Source organism: Streptomyces flaveus, from assembly GCF_014647675.1.
Classification (GTDB): Bacteria; Actinomycetota; Actinomycetes; order Streptomycetales; family Streptomycetaceae; genus Streptomyces; species Streptomyces flaveus.
Map to the genome: position 1 here is coordinate 33,142 of NZ_BMPQ01000043.1, position 20,287 is coordinate 53,428.

14 protein-coding genes and 1 pseudogene are annotated in these 20,287 nt (G+C 70.5%); 9 read left to right on the top strand and 6 right to left on the bottom strand.

Going from position 1 to position 20,287, the window contains the following annotated elements; genetic code table 11:
• Positions 1-21: 21 nt before the first annotated feature.
• Positions 22-1,545: a type VII secretion protein EccB gene (gene eccB / locus IEZ21_RS42560; RefSeq protein WP_189327180.1), complete on the bottom strand. Its 1,524-nt coding sequence runs from the start codon at positions 1,543-1,545 to the stop codon at positions 22-24.
• A gap of 199 nt (positions 1,546-1,744) precedes the next feature.
• Here eccB and eccE point away from each other — a divergent pair, with 199 nt between their 5' ends.
• The 9 genes and pseudogenes from eccE to IEZ21_RS42600 all read left to right on the top strand — a co-directional run bounded on the left by eccE (position 1,745) and on the right by IEZ21_RS42600 (position 14,938).
• Complete coding sequence (gene eccE / locus IEZ21_RS42565) at positions 1,745-3,061, top strand: type VII secretion protein EccE (RefSeq protein ID WP_189327181.1); 1,317 nt, start codon at positions 1,745-1,747, stop codon at positions 3,059-3,061.
• A 5-nt stretch (positions 3,062-3,066) separates the two neighbouring features.
• Complete coding sequence (locus tag IEZ21_RS42570; protein WP_189327182.1) at positions 3,067-3,843, top strand: hypothetical protein; 777 nt, start codon at positions 3,067-3,069, stop codon at positions 3,841-3,843.
• Positions 3,844-4,177: 334 nt separating this feature from the next.
• Positions 4,178-4,258 (top strand): annotated as a pseudogene (locus tag IEZ21_RS49190) (SCO5717 family growth-regulating ATPase); the annotation flags it as partial.
• 1,023 nt (positions 4,259-5,281) lie between these two features.
• The gene (locus tag IEZ21_RS42575) at positions 5,282-8,521 is read left to right on the top strand and encodes a nucleotide-binding protein (RefSeq protein WP_373302369.1); all 3,240 of its coding nucleotides are present in this window, start codon (positions 5,282-5,284) and stop codon (positions 8,519-8,521) included.
• A 350-nt stretch (positions 8,522-8,871) separates the two neighbouring features.
• Positions 8,872-10,761, top strand: coding sequence for an ABC transporter substrate-binding protein (locus tag IEZ21_RS42580; protein ID WP_189327184.1), 1,890 nt, complete (start codon positions 8,872-8,874; stop codon positions 10,759-10,761).
• 52 nt (positions 10,762-10,813) lie between these two features.
• Positions 10,814-11,881 (top strand): ABC transporter permease, encoded by a 1,068-nt coding sequence (locus IEZ21_RS42585; protein WP_189327185.1) that lies wholly within the window; start codon positions 10,814-10,816, stop codon positions 11,879-11,881.
• On the top strand, positions 11,878-12,813 hold the full coding sequence (locus tag IEZ21_RS42590; RefSeq protein WP_189327186.1) for an ABC transporter permease: 936 nt from the start codon (positions 11,878-11,880) through the stop codon (positions 12,811-12,813). The genes IEZ21_RS42585 and IEZ21_RS42590 overlap by 4 nt, the downstream gene beginning before the upstream one ends.
• Positions 12,810-13,907: an ABC transporter ATP-binding protein gene (locus IEZ21_RS42595; protein ID WP_189327187.1), complete on the top strand. Its 1,098-nt coding sequence runs from the start codon at positions 12,810-12,812 to the stop codon at positions 13,905-13,907. Before IEZ21_RS42590 ends, IEZ21_RS42595 begins: the two co-directional genes overlap by 4 nt.
• Positions 13,904-14,938, top strand: coding sequence for an ABC transporter ATP-binding protein (locus IEZ21_RS42600; protein WP_189327188.1), 1,035 nt, complete (start codon positions 13,904-13,906; stop codon positions 14,936-14,938). The genes IEZ21_RS42595 and IEZ21_RS42600 overlap by 4 nt, the downstream gene beginning before the upstream one ends.
• A gap of 80 nt (positions 14,939-15,018) precedes the next feature.
• On the opposite strand, the gene IEZ21_RS42605 is transcribed toward IEZ21_RS42600, so the two are convergent.
• The 5 genes from IEZ21_RS42605 to infB all read right to left on the bottom strand — a co-directional run.
• Positions 15,019-15,972, bottom strand: coding sequence for a bifunctional riboflavin kinase/FAD synthetase (locus IEZ21_RS42605; protein WP_189327189.1), 954 nt, complete (start codon positions 15,970-15,972; stop codon positions 15,019-15,021).
• Positions 15,973-16,132: 160 nt separating this feature from the next.
• Positions 16,133-17,041 carry a tRNA pseudouridine(55) synthase TruB gene (gene truB / locus IEZ21_RS42610; protein ID WP_189327190.1) on the bottom strand — a complete coding sequence of 303 codons (909 nt, stop codon included), beginning with the start codon at positions 17,039-17,041 and terminating at the stop codon, positions 16,133-16,135.
• Positions 17,038-17,502 carry a 30S ribosome-binding factor RbfA gene (gene rbfA / locus IEZ21_RS42615; RefSeq protein ID WP_033326869.1) on the bottom strand — a complete coding sequence of 155 codons (465 nt, stop codon included), beginning with the start codon at positions 17,500-17,502 and terminating at the stop codon, positions 17,038-17,040. The genes truB and rbfA overlap by 4 nt, the downstream gene beginning before the upstream one ends.
• A 76-nt stretch (positions 17,503-17,578) precedes the next feature.
• A complete protein-coding gene (locus tag IEZ21_RS42620) occupies positions 17,579-17,872 on the bottom strand; it encodes a DUF503 domain-containing protein (RefSeq protein WP_033326870.1) in 294 nt (97 codons plus the stop codon).
• Between the two features lie 379 nt (positions 17,873-18,251).
• Positions 18,252-20,287 (bottom strand): translation initiation factor IF-2 (gene infB, locus IEZ21_RS42625; protein ID WP_246568771.1); only part of this gene is annotated, 2,036 nt, incomplete at its 5' end.

Sequence of the window (20,287 nt, forward strand, 5' to 3'; positions counted from 1 at the left end):
GTGTCGCACGTCCGCGCCCCCTCAGGAACCCTGCGGCTGGCGTGCCGCCGTCGTCGACAGGCGTGGGCCCGTGGGCAGGAACTCCGACCAGGCGGCGGGGATCGGCGCGGGGGCCACCTCCTTGTAGCCCAGTCGGGTCTGGGCCTGTTCGGCCTCCTGCTGGGCCTGTTCGCGGTCCTTGGCCGTCGTACCGATGCCGGCGTCGTCCGTGCCACTGTCGGCGTTGGACTGCAGTACGTAGCGCAGGCCCGTGTCGGTGACGAGGAAGACGGGGCCGGCCTTGGTCTCCTCGCCCTGGAACTGGCGGTAGAGCTGGCCGGAACCAGGCGTGACGTACGCGCTGGAGGAGCCGGTGGGCAGCTTGGCCGGGAAGTCCGTGCCCGCCCAGGTGCTCAGGGTCGTGGCGCCCGAGCCGGCCTTCACGTCGCGCAGGACGTTGCAGACGGTGCTGCGGCTGCCTGCCCCTCCGGAGGCCTCGTTGACGGGCTGGGGTTCCTCGGTCGGCCAGGTGTACTCCGTGCCGAACGGCTCGCCCGGGACGATCGCGCCGGGGCCCATCTCCTTGGCCTCACCGGCCTGCCCTAGAGAGGCCAGGTCCTTGCTGAACAGCAGGAGCTGGGCGACGAAGGCCGAGACGGGGGCGACCCGGCCGGGCAGCACCACGTAGTACTGGTCCGTGTTGTTGTCGGGCGCCTTGAGCACCATGCCGACCCTGTTGGTCGTCTCGTCCAGCTGACCGGGGGCGTCGGCCGCGGCGCCCACCTGGTCGGTGATCTCGGGGAAGGAGATCCTGTCACCCCGGTGCAGGGTCTCCAGCCACTCCTTGGACACCTTCTGCGGCTGCCGGCCGGAGCCGACGACGGCGCGCAGCAGCAGTTCGTCGCTCTTGCCGATGGGGTACGACCGTCCGCTCGCGTCCACTACATAGCGGTTCCCGTCCGGGCCTGTGACGTAGAGGAGTTGACCTCCCGTCAGCTTCTCTCCCTTGCTCTCGGTCGCCTTCATGTCGCGGGAGGCGAGGACCAGGGCCGCCTTCTGGATCTCGCCGCCCGCGCTGGGGCGTTCGCAGACCGCCCAGCGCTTCTCGCTGCCCGCTTCGGACGCCGGGGGAAGGCGGTCGGGCCCGTAGGGGATGCCGATGGTGACGCCGTGCGGGATCTTGCCGTTGTCGAGGACGGACTCCTCGACGGTCACCACATCGCCCTGGCCCTCGTCGAGGAGCAGCTTGGCGGACGCCATGTTGAGGACCGGGTGCAGCTGAACCTCCCCGTCGGTCTTCAGGACGACGTAGCGCGTGGTCGAGTCGCTGGCGACGATCACCTTGGCGTTGGGGTCGTTCCAGCCCTTGGGCGCGGTGGGCTTGAACATGCCCCACGCCCCGAAGACGGCGATGACGATCACGCCCACGATGAGGCCGGGAACGATCGCGCGCAGCGGGCGGGGCGCCCCCTCCTCCGAGCCGTCGGGCGACGGCTGCAGGAAGGCCGCGAGCATGCGGCGCTTCGCGAAGGTGTAGGCATTGAGCTGGTCGCGCCGTGATGCCATCTGTGCCTGTCTCTCCCCGTGTTCACTTGGGCCGCGCTCGCCGGGGTGACCTGGTCCCCCGCCTTCGATGTCAGAGCGGCCCCCTACTATGCCTGGTATCCGCGGGGACTTGTGGAGCGGGTAGGGTACTCGGGCCCTCAAGGGCCTTGTGCGGTGCTGGAATTGCAGCGAGTTGTGAGGGAAAACGGGGGATGGAGTGATGGCATCCGGAACGCGCGTCCGGTCTCGTGACCGATCGCGGACACGGGGCTCCTCGGAGCCCCGGCAGACACCGGCGCAGCGGCCGGCCTCGCCGGGCGCGCTTCACTTCAGGGTGCGTTCGGGGCAGGTCGGGACATCTCAGTTGCAACGCTTCGTCCTGTTTGAGATCGCGGCCGCCATCCTGGTTGTCGGATGGGTGATCGACCCAGTGGCTCTGGTGCCTGCGGCTGTCGTCGCCGTCTGCCTGGTGCTGCTCTCCTTCTTCCGTCGGCGCGGCCGCTCCCTGCCCGAATGGCTGGCCACGGCGCGGGCGTTGAAAGCGCGGCAGCGCCGGGCCGCGAGTACGCCGATACCGGAGGGCACGGAGCCGGGGCTCGCGCCGGCCGTGGAGTGCGACCCGAGTCTGCGGACGTACACGTATGCCGGCCGTGACCGCCGGCCTGTCGGAATCGTCGGAGACGGCACGTTCGTCACCGCGGTCCTGCAGGTGGAGGCCGACGCCACCGCGCTGCGGGCCGAGCGGAGCAGGCAGCCGCTGCCGATCTCCCTGGTGTACGACGCCCTGGAGGTGGACGGGATCCGGCTGGAGTCGGCGCAGGTCGTGCTGCACACCCAGGCCGCGCCCGCGATTCATCTGCCCCAGCAGTCCGTGGCCGTCGCCAACTACGCGCCCCTGCAGGAGCAGACGGGTGCGCCGGCCGTGCGGATCACGTGGATCGCGTTGAAGCTCGACCCGGAGCTGTGCCCGGAGGCCGTGGCCGCGCGCGGGGGCGGTCTCGTCGGGGCGCAGAAGTGCGTCGTGCGTGCCGCCGATCACCTCGCGAGCCGGCTGACCGGGGCCAGGTTCCGGGCGACCCTCCTCGACGAGGAGGAGCTGACCTCCGCCATCGCCACCTCGGCCTGCGCCAACCCGCTGGTGACGGCGGAGGCCGGGCGGGCGGGGACGCGGGAGCGGCGGACCGAGGAGTCGGGCCGGAGCTGGCGCTGCGACAACCGCAGACACACCACGTACTGGATCCGCCGGTGGCCCACGCTGGGCGGCGAGAGGGCGCCGTCGATGCCGCAGCTCCTCGCTCTCGTGACGGCCGTCCCCGCGCTCGCCACCACCTTCAGCCTCACGCTCACGCGCGGGGAGCGGCAGGAGGTCTCCGTGGCCGGACACCTGCGGGTGACCGGGCGCAGCGACGACGAACTCGTCGCCGCCCGACGCGCGTTGCAGGGAGCGGCCCGGCACACGGGTACGGGGCTCGCCCGCCTCGACCGGGAACAAGCCCCCGGCATGCTCGCCACTCTGCCTCTCGGAGGTGCCCGGTGACGGCGATGACCCCACGCGTGGGACAGGCGGCCACCGGTCGCGGCGAGCCACAGCCCTCCGTCCCCGAGCGGGCGCGCGAACTGCTGCGCAGCGGCCTCGGGTTGATCGGCCCGCGGCACGCTCGGCACTCCGTGTCCGTCGACCAACTGGACGCCCTCGCCCTCCCCATCGGCGACGACGGTGTCGTCATCGGCGTGGACGCGGAGGGGCGGCCCGCGGTGTTGGGGCTCAATCGGCCGACTCCGTACGACATCGTCCTCATCGGTGGGCTGTGGACCGTGCAGGTCCTCGCGCTCAGGGCGGCGGCGACGGGAGCGCGGGTGGCCGTGGAGACGGGGCGTCCGCAGGCCTGGATACAGATGGTGCATGCCATGGGCGGCGGGCAGAACGGTCTGGCCGTGTATGACGTCGGGCGGGTGCCGCCGCAGGGCACCTCGGCCGGTACGCCCGTGCTGGTGGTGCGGGACTGCGGTATGCGACCGCCACGCGGCCGGGTCGTCTCCGGGCCCTGGCAGTCGGTGCTGACCCTGCTGCCGTACCTCAGCCCGGTGGCTCCGCGGCTCGTGCGGCAGGCGCGGCTCGTCGGTGTGCAGCGAATCTCGCCGGACGAGGCGACGGAGCTGGGCCGCACGATGGCGCTGCCGCGGCCCGAGGTGGAGGCCTTGCCCGGCCTCTCCGACGGCCTCACCCTGTGGTGCAGCGATCGCGACCGGCAGTACGTGATGACACAGCCGACGGACGCCGAGACCGGATTGTTGGGTATGCCACGAAGGATGGACTGAGGGTCTGGATTTGCGGACCTTTGAACGGAATCGGGCGGTTTGAACGCGGGTCCCGGGCGGTTCGTTGTTCGCCTTTTGCGCGGTTGTTCGCCACTTCGTCGATCGCGTATGTCACTTCTGAGGCGGAGTGTGACGTAGTGGGTAGGTGCCGAGGGGCGGGCGGGCCTGCCGTGGGGGTTGTTGTGGTGATTAGGCTGGGCGGGGTGCGGCAGGAGAACCCGTGGACGGGTCAGCCGCGTCACAGGGGGAGAGCCGGGCGGATCAGACGGCCTCGGACGACAAGAACGGTCGCCCCAGTACGGCATGACGGTGCTCGACCACACCAGGAGGAATTGTGAACAGCGATCGGGACGGGATCCGCGGGGGCTGGGCCACACCCGGCGATGACCAGTCCGACGCGGAGTCCGCCGTCGAGACGACGGGCGAGTTCACCATCGATTACGCGCCGCCTGCCTGGTATACGCAGAATGCGTCGGGTAGTTCGGAGGAGGCGTCTTCTTCTCCGGTTCCCCCCTCTTCGCCCGCTTCTCCTGCTTATCCCGCTTATCCCGTTTCTCCGGTCGCGGAGGGGGCGGGTACGGCTGAGGGGGCGGCGCCTGCCGCTGACGCCGGTAGTCCTGCCGCTCTGCCCAACCTGCCTGCAGGGGGCAGTTTCCAGGCTCCTTGGGTTGCGCCTGTGCCTCCGGCACCCGTTGCCGAGACTCCTGACGAGGAGGAGGACGCGGGGAACGGGGATCTGGAGAGTGGCGCCACGATGCGGATCTCCGCTGTCGCTCTTAAGAGGGAGTTTCAGGAGCGGGCTGCGGAGGCCGAGGGCGGGGAGAGCGGCGACGACGGTTCGGGGGCTGTCGAGGAGTCGGCGGTTGTCGAGGAGTCGGCTGGCGGTGACTCCGTCGATTCGGTTGAGGAGAGCGCTGGGCTTGAGGAGGGGAGCGGCTCCGCCGGCTCCGGTGCCTCCGATGGCTCTGATGGTTCCGACGAAGTCGAGGATGTCGTTGGCACCGGCTCGGACGTTGTGGACGACTCGGATGTCGCTGAGGTGGTGTCGTTCGGGAGTGGATCGGATGACGGTGGCATCGAGGGCGTAGACGAAGAGGAAGAGGTTGAGGGGGGCGACGCGGGGGCGTCCTCGGAGGGTGTGGCCGAGGGGTCCGGCGAGGCGGAGAGCGAAGGCGACGTTGCGGAAGAGTCCGCGGACGTTGTCGGTCTCCCCCGTGTTGATGTCGTTCCCGAGGGTTCCGGCGAGGATGCTGAGAACTCGGACGACGAGGTCAACGACGCTGTTCCCACGGGGGACTTGGAGCCCCAGGACGCGGAGCCCGAGGATGTCCGGCCGGGCGACGATGCCGAGCCGGAGGACGCTCAGCCAGGTCGGGATGAGCCTGCGGACGTGGAACCTCAGGATGCGGGGCCCCAGGACGCCGCACCTCAGGACGTAGTGCCGGGGCTTGGTTCGGGGACCGGCGATGCCGTGCAGGACGCGCCTCCGGCGTGGGCTCCGCCGCCGTTGCCGCAGGGTGGGCTTCCGCCGTTGCCGCCCGCCTATCAGCCTGCCGCGCCTGCTACGGCGGCGCAGTGGCCCGCATCTGCGGAGAACGACAGCCAGGGCGACGACGGGCAGACAGGGGGCCCGGCGCAGCCGTCGGTGCCGCCGCAGGGCCAGCAGCCGTTCCAGCCGCAGGCACCGCAGCCCGCACCTCCGGCTTGGCCTGCTGGTCCGGGTACGCCTGCCGTGCCGGGTCAACGTGCGGATGCGGAGTCTGCGCCCGCTCCGGCCGCCGACTCCGCTCCTTCGGCGCCTGCTGCGGGTGGTCCCGGGGCTGGTTCGGCTCCTGGGCAGGCGGGGGCTCAGGGCTTCCCGCAGTTCGGTACGCCGCCTGGTACGGCACCGAGTCCGCAGGGCGGCAGCCCGGGTACGACACCGACACCGCAGGGCAACCCCGGCTTCCCACAGGCCGGGAGCCCGACCGCGCCTCCGGCCGCCCAGAGTGGTTACGGATTCCCGCAGCCGGGTGCCGCGACGACGGCTCCGCAGGACAGCTCCGCTCAGCCGCAGCCGCAGGGCGGCTACGGGTTCCCGCGGCCGGGCAACGGCCCCGCTCCTCAGGCGCCGAACATTCCGGCGCAAGGTGCGCCCAACACGCCTGGGCAGGCCGCCGGTTACGGGTTCCCGCAGCCCGGTGCGCCCGCAGGCGCCGACGCCTCCGCCGCGCCCCAAGCACCCAGTCAGCAGGCCGGTTACGGATTCCCCCAGCCGGGGAGCCCCGCGCCGGAGACACCCAACAAGCCCGGCCAGCCCGTCGGCGGCTTCCCGCAGCCCGGCACGCCTGCAAGTGCCGCTGCCACTCCCGCTGCCCCCAACTCGCCTGCCCAGCAGGGGGGGTACGGATTCCCGCAGCCGCCCGTGCCCGGACAGCAGGGGCAGGGTGCCGGTCAGCCCCCGGCTCCGACGCCAGGGCAGCCATCTGCTCAGCCGCCCGCCGCTGCCCAGCCACCGCAGCAGGCGCAGTCGCCACAGCCGCCCAGCCCACAGGCAGGTTACGGATTCCCACAGCCGGGGAACCCGGCTCCGGGCATGCCCAACAACTCCGGGCAGCCTGCCGGTTACGGATTCCCACAGCCCGGCACACCCGCCGCCACCAACCCGGCTGCGCCCAACCCGCCCGCCCAGCAGGGCGGTTACGGGTTCCCCCAGTCGCCCGCACCCACCCCCGCGCCCGGCCAGCAGGCGCAAGGTGCCGGTCAGCCCGGTGCCGGGCCTGCGGCGCCGACGCCACAGGGCGCGCCTCAGCCGCCCCATGCTCAGCCCCACCCCGGCCAGCCCTACCCACCGCAGGGCGGCCAGCCCTTCCCGCACCAGCCGAACCCCCAGCCCGGTGCGGACCAGCACCAGCCCGGCGTACCGCATCCGCACCCGCAGGGTCAGCAGCCGCCCATGCCCCAGCCGGGCCAGCCAGGTCAGCCCGGCGGGCAGCCGCCCGTCGACCCCCGTGCCGGTGCCGCCTGGCCGCAGGCCGTGCGGCACGATCAGCGGCAGCCCACGAACCCGGGGGCGCCGCTCGGGTACACGGCGGCCGTTGAGCTGTCGTCGGACCGGCTGCTCAACAACAAGAAGCAGAAGACGAAGAGCGGGCGCACAGCGGCCGCGTCCTCACGGTTCAAGCTCGGGGGCAAGAAGGAGGAGGCCGAGCGGCAGCGGAAGCTCGAGCTCATCCGGACGCCGGTGCTGTCCTGCTACCGCATCGCCGTCATCAGCCTCAAGGGCGGCGTCGGCAAGACGACCACGACCACCGCGCTGGGCTCCACGCTTGCCAGCGAACGGCAGGACAAGATCCTCGCGATCGACGCCAACCCGGACGCCGGTACGCTCGGCCGCCGCGTGCGCCGCGAGACCGGGGCCACCATCCGTGACCTCGTCCAGGCGATCCCGTACCTCAACTCGTACATGGACATCCGGCGGTTCACCTCGCAGGCGTCCTCGGGGCTCGAGATCATCGCCAACGACGTCGACCCGGCGGTCTCCACGACGTTCAACGACGAGGACTACCGGCGCGCGATCGACGTGCTCGGCCAGCAGTACCCGATCATCCTGACCGACTCCGGTACGGGTCTCCTCTACAGCGCCATGCGCGGCGTACTTGACCTCGCCGACCAGCTCATCATCGTCTCGACGCCTTCCGTGGACGGTGCGAGCAGCGCCAGTACGACGCTGGACTGGCTGTCCGCCCACGGGTACGCCGACCTGGTGTCGCGGTCCATCACCGTCATCTCCGGAGTGCGTGAGACCGGCAAGATGATCAAGGTGGACGACATCGTCAGCCACTTCGAGACACGGTGCCGTGGCGTGATCGTCGTGCCGTTCGACGAGCATCTGGCGGCCGGTGCCGAGGTCGACCTCGACATGATGCGGCCGAAGGTGCGCGAGGCGTACTTCAACCTCTCGGCGTTGGTCGCCGAGGACATCGCGCGGCACCAGCAGTCGCAGGGCCTGTGGACATCGGACGGCAACCCGCCGCCGGTCGCCGCGCCGCCCCTGCCGGGCCAGCACGTCCCTGGCCAGGCCCCGGCGCAGGGCCAGCAGCCCATGCCCCAGCCGGGCCAGGCATATCCCCAGCACCCGGGTCAGCCGGGCGGCCAGCCGTACCCGCAACAGCCCGGCGCGCAGCCCCAACCCGGCCACCAGCCGGGTGCCCAACCCCCGCCCGGTCACCAGCCCGGCCCTCACCCCGGTACCCAGCCCCAGCCTGGCGCCCAGCCCGGCGGCTACCCCCAGCCGCCCGCGCAACCGGGCCACCCCGGCGCACCCCAGGGCTGGCAGCCCCACCCGGGCGGACCGACACCGCCCCAGCCCGGCGGTTACGGATTCCCGCAGCCCGGCCAGGCCGCACAGCCCCAGCCCCAGCCCCAGCCCCAGCCCCAGCCAGGACAACCGCCTCAGCCGCACCCCGGCGGCCCGGCACCCACACAACCCCAGCCCGGCCACCCTGGCCACCCCGCGCACCCCCAACCGGGCGCCCCGTTCCAACCCCCCGCCCCGGGCCAGCAGTTCCAGCCGGGTCAGCCATTCCAACCGCACCAGCCACCCCAGGGAGACCAGGGACAGGGACAGGGGCAAAACCAAGGCCAGGGTCAGGGCCAGAACCAGGGCCAAACCCCACCACCCCCACCCCCGCAGTAACCCAATCGGCCGAATCCCACCCCCGGTTCCACGCGAAGAGCCCGCCCCGTTCCCCAACGGCGCGGGCTCTTCGCGTACGCCCATATCCGCCCGCGGACGTCCCGACACCGACCCCACCACACGACCCCCGAAACACCCTCACACCAGCCCCGATCCCCGCCCGATCCCCACCGCCAGGCTGCTACCAGGCCCCTTTCACCGGTCTGAACCTATGGTCGTCAAATCCGCGTCAACTCGTTATTTCCGCAGGCCACATGGGGTGTTCCCACCGTTGACGCACGCCGATCGCCACTGATAGACACGCACACCAAACTGCCGGTGATGACGCGAGGTCAGCGAGGTCAGCAGCCATGGACACCCACGACCGGTACAGCCAGTACGACAGAACCAAACTCACCCCCGTCCGCTCCCTCCGCCCCATCCGCCTCCTCCTGGCCGCGGCCACCGCCGCCCTCACCCTCACAGCCGCCCTCACCACCCCCCTGAACCCGGCACCCCAGCGCGCCCAGGCGGCGGCCGACGACGGCAAGGACGTCCTCACCGTCGCCGTAGCCCAGAGCGTCGACTCACTCAGCCCCTTCCTGGCGACGCGGCTGGTCAGTACGAGCATTCACCGGCTCATGTACGAGTACCTGACCAACTACGACCCGAAGGACAACCACGCGGTCCCGGGCCTGGCCACCAAGTGGGAGCCGTCCGCCGACAAGCTCACCTGGACGTACACGATCCGGGACAACTCCAAGTGGTCGGACGGCAAGCAGGCCACCGCCGAGGACGCGGCGTGGACGTTCAACAAGATGATGACCGACGAGGGCGCGGCCACCGCGAACGGCAGCTTCGTCGCGAACTTCCGCAAGGTCACTGCCCCGAGCCCCACCAAGCTCGTCATCGAACTGAAGAAGCCGCAGGCCACGATGGCCGCGCTGGACGTGCCGATAGTGCCGAAGCACGTGTGGGAGAACGTCGGCGACTTCTCGAAGTTCAACAACGACAAGACGTTCCCCATCGTCGGCAACGGACCGTTCGTCATCACCGACTACGCCCCCGACAGCTTCGTACGGCTGAAGGCCAACACGTCCTTCTGGCGTGGGGCTCCGAAGTTCGACGAGCTGGTCTTCCGCTACTACAAGGACCAGGACGCCGCCGTCGCCGCCCTGCGCAAGGGCGAGGTCTCCTTCGTCGCGGGCGCTCCCGCCCTGACGCCGGCGCAGGCCGCGTCCCTAAAGGGCGAGGAGAACATCAAGGTCAACGATGCGCCCGGCCGCCGTTTCTACGCGCTTGCGACCAACCCGGGCGCGCGGGCCAAGAACGGCGAGAAGTTCGGCGACGGCCATGAGTCGCTGCTCGATCAGAAGGTCCGTCAGGCCCTGTTCATGGCCGTGGACCGTAAGACCATCATCGACAGGGTCTTCCAGGGCCACGCGGTCGAGGGCGAGGGCTATATCCCGCCGCGCTTCTCGACGTACCACTGGAAGCCGACGGATGGTCAGAAACTGTCGTACGCCCCGGACAAGGCGAGCCAACTCCTCGACCAGGCGGGCTACAAGAAGAACGCCGACGGCAAGCGGGTCGGCAAGGACGGCAAGCCGATCAACTACCGCATTCTGTGCCACGCAACCGACCCCCAGGACAAGGCAGTTGGCAAGTACCTCCAGGAGTGGTGGGGCGAGCTCGGCATCGGCGTCACCCTCAACTGCCTGGACAACGTGACCGATCCTTGGCTCGCCGGCGAGTACGACCTCGCCTTCGACGGCTGGTCCGTCAACCCCGACCCGGACTTCGTCCTGTCCATCCACACCTGCGCCGCGCTCCCGGCCACCCCCAAGGACACCGGCGCGACGGACAACTTCATCTGCGACAAGCAGTACGACGAGCTGTACGAGAAGCAGCTCGCCGAGTACGACCCCGCCAAACGGGCGGACCTCGTCAAGCAGATGGAGTCGCGGCTGTACGACACCGGGTACATGAACGTCATGGCGTACCCGAACGCGGTCGAGGCCTATCGCACCGACCAGATCGAGTCGATCATGACGATGCCTCAGGACGCGGGGAACATCTACGGCCAGGACGGCTACTGGGGCTGGTGGTCGGCGACTCCGGCCGCCGACGGCGAGGCTGCCTCCGAAGAGTCGAGCTCCGCGGGCGTCATCATCGGCATCGTCGCGGGGGTCGTGGTCCTGGCGGGCGCCGGGGCGTTCTTCACGATGCGCCGTCGTGCCACTGCCGAAGACCGCGAATAGCCCCCCGCCCACCGCCCTGCACCCAGTGAGCCGAGTGAGAGTCCATGACCGTATGACCGCTGAAGCGACACCCTCGCTGGTCGAGAAGACCGACGGCCCCGCCGAGGCCGGGCCGTCGGTCCACGGGCCACGAGCGCGCACGAGAACCGCGTATCTGCGGTACGTGGCGGGCAAGGTGGGCGGCGCCGCCGTCTCGCTGCTCGCCGTCCTCGTCACCAGTTTCTTCCTCTTCCGGCTGATCCCCGGCGACCCGGTGAAGTACATGACGGGCGGGCGCCAGGTGTCCGCCGAGCAACTCGCCGCCTACCGGCGGGAGTTCGGCCTCGATCTGCCGCTGTGGCAGCAGTTCACGGAGTACTGCGGCAAGGCGCTCACCGGCGATCTCGGCACCTCGTACCAGTTCAACGCACCCGTCATCGACAAGATCACCGAGGCGCTGCCGAACACGCTGCTGCTCACCGGCACGGCGTTCGTCCTCTACACGGCACTCGGCGTCTTCCTCGGTACGCGCGCCGCCTGGCGCCATGGCAGGCTCGGCGACCGGCTCAACACCGGTCTGGCGCTGACGCTTTACTCGATTCCGTCGTTCTGGCTGGGACTGCTGCTCATCATCGTCTTCTCGGTGGGCATCGGCCCGATTCCCGGTCTCTTTCCGACCGGCGGCATGGAGTCGGGCGGCGAGGAGGGCTTCGCGTACGTCCTCGACGTCGCCCACCACCTGATCCTGCCGGTGATCACGCTGGTCGCGGTGGAGTACGGGCAGACCCTCCTCGTCACGCGGTCCGCGCTGCTGGACGAGATGGGCAGCGACTACCTGACGACCGCGCGGGCCAAGGGACTTCGGGACGATCTCGTACGCCGTCGCCATGCCGTGCCGAACGCGATGCTGCCGACCGTGACTCTGATCTTCGTCAATCTCGGGCGGACCGTCGCGGGTGTGATCCTCGTCGAGACCGTCTTCTCCTGGCCGGGCCTCGGCGGGCTCTTCTACCAGGCACTGAGCGTGCCCGATCTTCCCCTGGTCCAAGGGCTGTTCTTCATCTTCGCGGCGGCGGTGATCGTGATGAACACGCTGGCCGACCTGATCTATCCGCTGCTCGACCCCCGGGTGGGCCGATGACAACCGAAGCAACTCCTCAGGACCAGGCCCAGGCTGCGAAGACGAGTCCGCGCGCCCTCACCCGGCAGCGCCGCCGTCACTCGGCGGCCCGCTTCTGGAAGCAGTACCGCTCACACCGCGCCGGGCTCTTCGGCCTGACCGCCCTCCTGCTCTTCGCGCTGATCGCGCTGACCGCGCCGCTGACCATCGGCTCCGACGTGCAGAGCGTGACGGATGCGCCGGGCGGGCCGCTGGAGAGCCCGAGCGCCGAATTCCCGCTGGGCACCGACCAGTTCGGGCGCAGTCTGCTCGGTCTCGTGGTCTGGGGCTCGCGGGTCTCGCTGCTCGTGGGGCTACTCGCGGCCGTCCTTTCGGTGGCGATCGGGGCGCTCATCGGGATCACCGCCGGGCACTTCCGGGGCTGGTACGCGACCGTGCTGATGCGGATCACGGACTGGTTCCTGGTCATGCCGACGCTGGTGCTCGCGATCGCGCTCGCCACCGTGATGTCCCGCTCTCTCAGCACGATCATCCTGGCGATCGGCGTCACGACCTGGCCGACCACGGCCCGCCTGGTCCGCGCGCAGACCCTGGCCGTGGAGTCGCGGCCGTACATCGAACGCGCCAAGGCGCTCGGCGGCGGCCACTGGCACATCATGTCCCGCCATGTCCTGCCGAACGTCATACCGCTGGTGCTGGCCCAGACGACGCTGATCATCTCCTCCGCGATCCTCGCCGAGGCGACGCTGGCGTTCCTCGGGCTCGGCGATCCGACGGTGGTCTCCTGGGGCGGGCTGCTCCAGGACGCGCGGGAGGCGGGCGCGGTCAGTTCCGGGAAGTGGTGGTACCTCGTCCCGCCGGGCATCGCGATCGCCATCGTCGCGCTCGCGTTCACACTGTGCGGGCGTGCGGTCGAGTCCGTTCTCAACCCCAGGCTGGGGGTGGCCCGTTGAGGCTCCTGGAGGTACGCGACCTCGAAGTGACGTACGCGGGTGGGGCCGCCGCCGTGCGCGGGGTGGACCTCACCGTGGACGCGGGCCAGAAGCTCGGCCTCGCGGGTGAGTCGGGCTGCGGCAAGTCGACGCTGGCGCTCGCGCTGCTGCGGCTGCTGCCGTCCGGGACGCGGGTGTCCGGGGAGATCCTGCTGGATGGCGAGGACGTGCTGGGCATGAAGTGGGGGCGCGTACGGGCGGTCCGGTGGGCCGGTGCCTCGATCGTGTTCCAGGGCGCGATGCACTCGCTCAACGCCGTGCACCGCGTCGGCGACCAGATCGCCGAGCCGATCCTGCTGCACAGGAAGGCGACGCCCGCGGGCGCCCGCAAGAAGGCCGGCGAACTCCTGGAGCACGTGGGCCTTCCGGCGGCACGCGCGTCCGCGTACCCGCACGAACTGTCGGGCGGCCAGCGCCAACGCGTCATGATCGCGATGGCGCTGGCCTGCGATCCCCGCCTGATCGTCGCGGACGAGCCGACCACGGCCCTCGACGTGATGATCCAGGCGCAGATCCTCCGCCTCATCGAACAGCTCGTCGCCGAACAGGACCTGGGCCTCATCATGATCAGCCATGACCTCGCGGTCCTGTCCGACACCTGCGACCGGCTCGCGGTGATGTACGCGGGCCGGGTGGTGGAGGAAGGCCCGGCGCAGTCGGTCTACGAGAACGCCCACCATCCGTACGCCCGGGCTTTGTCGGCAGCGTTCCCCCGAATCGGTGACCCCGCCTCACGTTTCGCCCCACGCGGCTTGCCCGGCGACCCCCCGGATCCAGTCGCGCTGCCCTCCGGCTGCACGTTCCACCCGCGCTGCTCGGTGGCTCTGGACGCGTGCGCGACGGAGGATCAGCCGCTGCGCGACGCGGGCCCGGCACGCCGAGCGGCGTGCGTCCACGTGGGGGTGCCGGGGCCGGCCGGGCCAGACGGACAGTCCGGCGCGGCGTCGGCCCAGGCCGAGGCCCCCAGCTCATCCGCCGCAGGCGAAGCCGTCGGAGAACCCGCCGGAGAACCCGCCGGAGATGCCGTCGGAGAAGCGAGGAGCAGTACGCCATGACGAGCACCACTCCTCCCCCGCCCTCCAGGACGGCGCCCCTCCTCAGCGCCGAAGGCCTGCACGTCACCTTCCCCGGTCGCCACGGCGCAGCCCAGGCCCGGGCCGTCGACGGGGTCGACCTCGACATCCGGCCCGGTGAGATCGTCGCGCTGGTCGGGGAATCGGGCTGCGGCAAAACGACGCTGGCGCGCTCGCTGCTGGGGCTCGTTCCGCCGACCGCGGGCCGGGTCACGTTCGCGGGCAGGCCCCTCGAGTACTCCTCGCGGGCTCTCAAGGCGTACCGCAGACGCGTTCAGCTGGTCCTTCAGGATCCGAGCGGCTCGCTCAATCCGCGGCACACGGTGTACGACGCTGTGGCGGAAGGGCTGCGTATCCACAGGTACGCGGGTGACGAGCGGGCGGCGGTCGCCGAGGCCCTCTCCCGGGCCGGGCTGCGTCCTCCCGAGCGTTTCTTCCTCCGCTACCCGCACGAACTGTCCGGCGGCCAGCGGCAGCGCGTCGTCATCGCGGGCGCGCTCGTCCTGGAGCCCGAACTCATCGTCGCCGACGAGCCGGTGGCCTCCCTCGACGCCTCCGTACGCGGCGAGATCCTGGCCCTTCTACTGCGCCTGCGCACCGAACTCGGTCTGTCCGCCCTCGTGGTGACCCACGACCTGGGCCTCGCGTGGAACATCGCCGACCGGGTCGCGGTGATGTACCTGGGCCGGATCGTGGAGACAGGAGCGGTGGAGCAGGTCCTGACGGCACCCCAACACCCGTACACCCAAGCCCTGTTGTCCGTCCTGCCGGAGGCACCCGGCGATCCGGTGGTCCTCACCGGCGAACCCCCGGACCCCTCCCGCATCCCCTCCGGCTGCCGCTTCCACGCCCGCTGCCAGATCCTGGCGAGCGGCGAGGCCGAACGCGCCTCAGTCGCGGATGCCTGCCGCGAACAGGACCTGCCGGTACTGGCCGGAGGCGGCCGGGCCCAGGTGGCCTGCCACTGGGCACGGGTCGTCCGGACGGAGGCCGTGGGGCAGGTGCGGCCGTAGTCGAGTGTGTCGATACGTCGACGGGGGCGCCCGGTGCCCTCACCAGCACCGGGCGCCCCCAGCCACGTACAACAAGCCGCCTACTCCCCCTCGTACGCCTCCACCAGCTCCCGGCAGCGCTTCACATCCTGCGCCATCGTCTCCAGCAGCCCCTCGATGGAGTCGAACTTGGCCTGCCCGCGGACGAAGGCCAGGAAGTCGACCGCGACATGCAGGCCGTACAGGTCGAGTCCGACGCGGTCGATGGCGTACGCCTCGACGGTGCGCTCCGTACCATCGAACTGCGGGTTCGTGCCGACGGAGATCGCGGCGGGCATGGCCTCGCCCTGGGCGTGCAGCCAGCCGGCGTAGACGCCGTCGGCGGGGATCGCGGTGTGCGGGAGTGTCTCGACGTTGGCGGTCGGGAAGCCCAGCTCTCGGCCGCGCTGGGCGCCGCGTACGACGACGCCCTCGACGCGGTGCGGGCGGCCCAGGATCTCGCGCGCGCCCTCGACGTCGCCCTCGGCGACGAGCCGTCGGGTCAGCGTGGAGGAGAAGGGCTCACCGCCCCCGGCCGCGCCGGTCACGTACAGGTCGACGACCTCGACCTCGAAGTCGTACGTCTTCCCCTGCTCGGTCAGGAACGCCACGTTCCCGGCGGCCTTGTGGCCGAAGCGGAAGTTCGGGCCCTCGACGACGGCCTTGGCGTGCAGCTTGTCGACGAGGACCTTGACGACGAAGTCGGCGGGCGAGAGCTTCGAGAACTCGGTGGTGAAGGGCAGGATAAGTACGGCGTCGACACCCAGGTCCGCCATCAGCTCGGCCCGGCGGTGGTGCGGGGCGAGCAGCGGCGGGTGGCTGCCGGGGCGCACGACCTCGCTCGGGTGCGGGTCGAACGTCACGACCACGGACGGAACGCCCAGCTCACGTGCCCGCTCCACCGCATGCCGGATGATCAGCTGGTGCCCGCGGTGCACGCCGTCGTACGAGCCGATGGTGACGACGCTGCGCCCCCAGTCCTGGGGGATGTCCTCCAAGCCACGCCAGCGCTGCACTGTGACCGCTCCTCGTAGAACCCGTGTCCGTATTGGCTGCGTACCGATCGCCTCATACGCAGGTCTCTCATACGCAGGTCCCAGGGTGCCATGCCGCACCCCCTCGCCCCGCATCGGCATGGGCCCTGTGACGGGCCGCACGCCGCCGGTTCAGCACCGGTCAGCCGAAGACGGCCAGGCTCTTCGCCTTGCCCTTCTGCTCCTCCACCAGCGCGAGGAACCGCCCCTCGGGATCGAACACCCCGACGGTGCCGGCCCCCGCGTACACCTCGGGCATCTCGAGCCGGACCCCGTTCGTCAGCAGCCGCGCCCTCTTCGCGTCCACGTCCCAGCGCGGGAACGCGGCCGCGGCGGCCTCCGCCAGGGGCATCACGGTCAGCTCCTGCTGGAGCTGGTCGAGCGTGCGCGCGGAGTCGAGCTTGTAGGGGCCGACACGGGTGCGGCGCAGCGCCGTCAGATGGCCGCCGACACCCAGGCCGGCGCCGAGGTCGCGGGCCAGCGCACGGATGTACGTCCCCGAGGAGCAGACCACCGAGACGACCAGGTCCAGTACGGGCGTACCGTCCTCGGCGACGGCGCCCCGGACGTCGTACACGGAGAAGGAGGAGACCTTGACCGGCCGGGCCGGGATCTCGAAGTCCTCGCCCTCGCGGGCCCGCTTGTACGAGCGCACCCCGTCGATCTTGATGGCGCTGACCTTGGACGGCACCTGCATGATGTCGCCGGTGAGCTCGGCGATCCCGGCGTCGATGGCGTCCCGGGCGATACCCGAGGCGTCGGCGGAGGCCGTGATGTCACCTTCGGCGTCATCGGTGACGGACGTCTGCCCGAGCCGGATCGTGCCCAGGTACTCCTTCTCGGTCAGCGCGAGATGGCCGAGAAGCTTGGTCGCCTTTTCCACGCCGAGGACGAGGACGCCCGTCGCCATGGGGTCGAGGGTTCCGGCGTGTCCGACGCGGCGCGTCTTCGCGATCCCGCGCATCTTGGCGACCACGTCGTGCGAAGTGAAGCCCGACGGCTTGTCGACGATGACCAGGCCGTCGGGCGTCCGGTTGTTCTTCTGGGTCATGCCGGGGCGTCGCCGTCCGTCTCTGGCGTCTCGTCCTCTTCGTCCGGCTTCTTGTACGGGTCCGCGTCACCCGCGAAGCTGGCGCCGGCCGAGACCTCGCGCACCTTCGCGTCCGAGGCCCGTGCCTTGTCGAGCAGGTCCTCGATGGTCTTGGCGGTGTCCGGCAGGGCGTCCGCCACGAAGCTCAGGGTCGGCGTGAACTTCACGCCCGCCGCAGCCCCGACGGCCGAGCGGAGCACGCCCTTGGCGCTCTCCAGGCCGGCTGCCGCCTCCGCCCGCTCCTCGTCGTCCCCGTACACCGTGTAGAAGACGGTCGCCTCCCGCAGATCCCCGGTGACCCGGGTGTCCGTGATGGTGACGTGGGTACCGAGCCGCGGGTCCTTGATCCCGCGCTGCAGCTTCTGGGCCACCACCTCTCGGATGAGGTCCGCCAGCCTCTTCGCCCGCGCGTTGTCGGCCACTGGTCCGTCTCCCTCTTTCTTGCCTGTTCCGCGTGTGCCGCGGGTGTCCGCGTGCACAGTTCATCGTCGTGCACGGTCAGTCGTCGTCGCCGTGCAGCCGCCGTCGTACGGACAGCAGCTCCACCTCCGGCCGGCCGGCGACCATGCGCTCGCACCGGTCCAGTACGTCCGTCAGATGCCCCGTGTCTCCCGAGACCACCGCCAGCCCGATCTCGGCCCGCCGGTAGAGGTCCTGATCGCCCACTTCCGCCACGCTCACCGCGAACTTGCGCTGGAGCTCCGCCACGATCGGCCGGACGACGGAACGCTTCTCCTTCAGCGACCGTACGTCGCCGAGGAGCAGATCGAAGGACAGAGTCCCCACGTACATGTGTGTGTCCGGATGTCCCGCCGGTACGGGGTAGATGACCCGCCAAGCTCTTGGCAGGGACGTCGAGAACGGTACAACGGGGGGCCGGTTCGGCTCGACGGGGTTTTCGCCCCCGCCGCCCTTACCCGTCCCGTCTTTCTGGGGCTCCGCCCCGGACCCCGTTTCGGGGGCCAGCCCCCGGACCCCCGCTCCTCAAACGCCGGAGGGGCTGATATTGCACGGACTGGGCTGAACTGTGCAGCCAAGTCCGGCATCACTCAGCCCGTCCGGCGTTTGAGGACGAGGCCGTTCAGGCCGATACGGGGGTCTGGGAGCGGAGCCCCCAGGAAACGGGAAGGTTGGCCGGCGGAACCCCGCCGGCCAACCTCAGGCACCCGTGTTATCCGCGGGGCTTCTCCCGCATCTCGTACGTCGCGATGACGTCATCGATCTTGATGTCGTTGAAGTTGCCGAGGTTGATACCGCCCTCGAACCCTTCGCGGATCTCGGTGACATCGTCCTTGAAGCGACGCAGGCCGGAGATGGTGAGGTTCTCCGCGATGACCTTGCCATCGCGCAGCAACCGCGCCTTGGTGTTGCGCTTGACCTCGCCGGAGCGGACCAGCACACCGGCGATGTTGCCCAGCTTGGACGAGCGGAAGACCTCGCGGATCTCCGCCGTGCCGAGCTCGACCTCTTCGTACTCCGGCTTGAGCATGCCCTTGAGGGCCGCCTCGATCTCCTCGATGGCCTGGTAGATCACCGAGTAGTAGCGGACGTCGACGCCCTCGCGCTCCGCCATCTGCGAGGCACGGCCGGCCGCGCGGACGTTGAAGCCGATGACGATGGCGTCGGAGCCGGTCGCCAGGTCGATGTCCGACTCGGTGACCGCACCCACACCACGGTGCAGGACGCGGATGTCGACCTCTTCACCGACGTCGAGCTGGAGCAGCGAGGACTCGAGAGCCTCCACCGAACCGGACGCGTCGCCCTTGATGATGAGGTTGAGTTCCTGCACCAGACCGGCCTTGAGGGCCTCGTCCAGGTTCTCCAGGGAGAACCGGACTCCGCGCCGGGCGAAGTTGGCGTTGCGCTCACGCGCCGCGCGCTTCTCGGCGATCTGACGGGCCGTACGGTCCTCGTCGACGACGAGGAAGTTGTCGCCGGCGCCCGGGACGTTGGTGAGACCCAGGACCAGGACGGGGGTCGACGGACCCGCTTCCTCGACGTTGTTGCCGTTGTCGTCGAGCATCGCCCGGACACGGCCGTACGCGTCGCCGACCACCATCGTGTCGCCGATGCGCAGCGTGCCGCGCTGGACCAGGACCGTCGAGACGGCACCACGGCCGCGGTCGAGGTGGGACTCGATCGCAATACCCTGCGCGTCCTGCTCCGGGTTGGCCCGCAGGTCGAGCGAGGCGTCCGCGGTGAGGACCACGGCCTCCAGCAGGTTCTCGATGTTGAGGCCCTGCTTGGCGGAGATGTCGACGAACATCGTGTCGCCGCCGTACTCCTCGGCCACCAGACCGAACTCGGTGAGCTGACCGCGCACCTTGGTCGGGTCGGCACCCTCGACGTCGATCTTGTTGACCGCGACCACGATCGGCACACCGGCCGCCTTGGCGTGGTTCAACGCCTCGATCGTCTGGGGCATCACACCGTCGTTGGCCGCCACCACGAGGATCGCGATGTCGGTCGACTTGGCACCACGGGCACGCATGGCGGTGAACGCCTCGTGACCCGGGGTGTCGATGAAGGTGATCCTGCGCTCTTCTTCGTTGACCTGGGTGGCGACCTGGTACGCACCGATGTGCTGCGTGATACCGCCGGCCTCGCCCGCGACGACGTTCGTCTTGCGGATGGTGTCGAGCAGTCGGGTCTTACCGTGGTCGACGTGACCCATGACGGTCACGACCGGCGGACGCGGCGCGAGGAACTCCTCGCCGCCCTCGTCCTCGCCGAACTCGATGTCGAAGGACTCGAGCAGCTCGCGGTCCTCCTCCTCCGGGCTGACGATCTCGACGACGTAGTTCATCTCGCCGGCGAGCAGCTGGAGGGTCTCGTCGGAGACGGACTGCGTGGCAGTGACCATCTCGCCGAGGTTCATCATCACGGCGACGAGCGACGCCGGATTGGCGTTGATCTTCTCCGCGAAGTCGGTGAGGGACGCACCGCGCGACAGGCGGACGGTCTGTCCGTTGCCGCGAGGCAGCATCACGCCGCCGACCGACGGGGCCTGCATGGCCTCGTACTCCTGGCGCCTCTGCCGCTTCGACTTACGGCCACGACGCGCGGGACCGCCGGGACGGCCGAAGGCGCCCTGCGCGCCGCCACCGCCACCGGGACCACCCGGACGACCGCCGAAGCCGGGACGGCCACCGCCGCCACCGGGACCACCGGGACGACCGGCGAAACCGCCGCCACCGCCACCGGGAC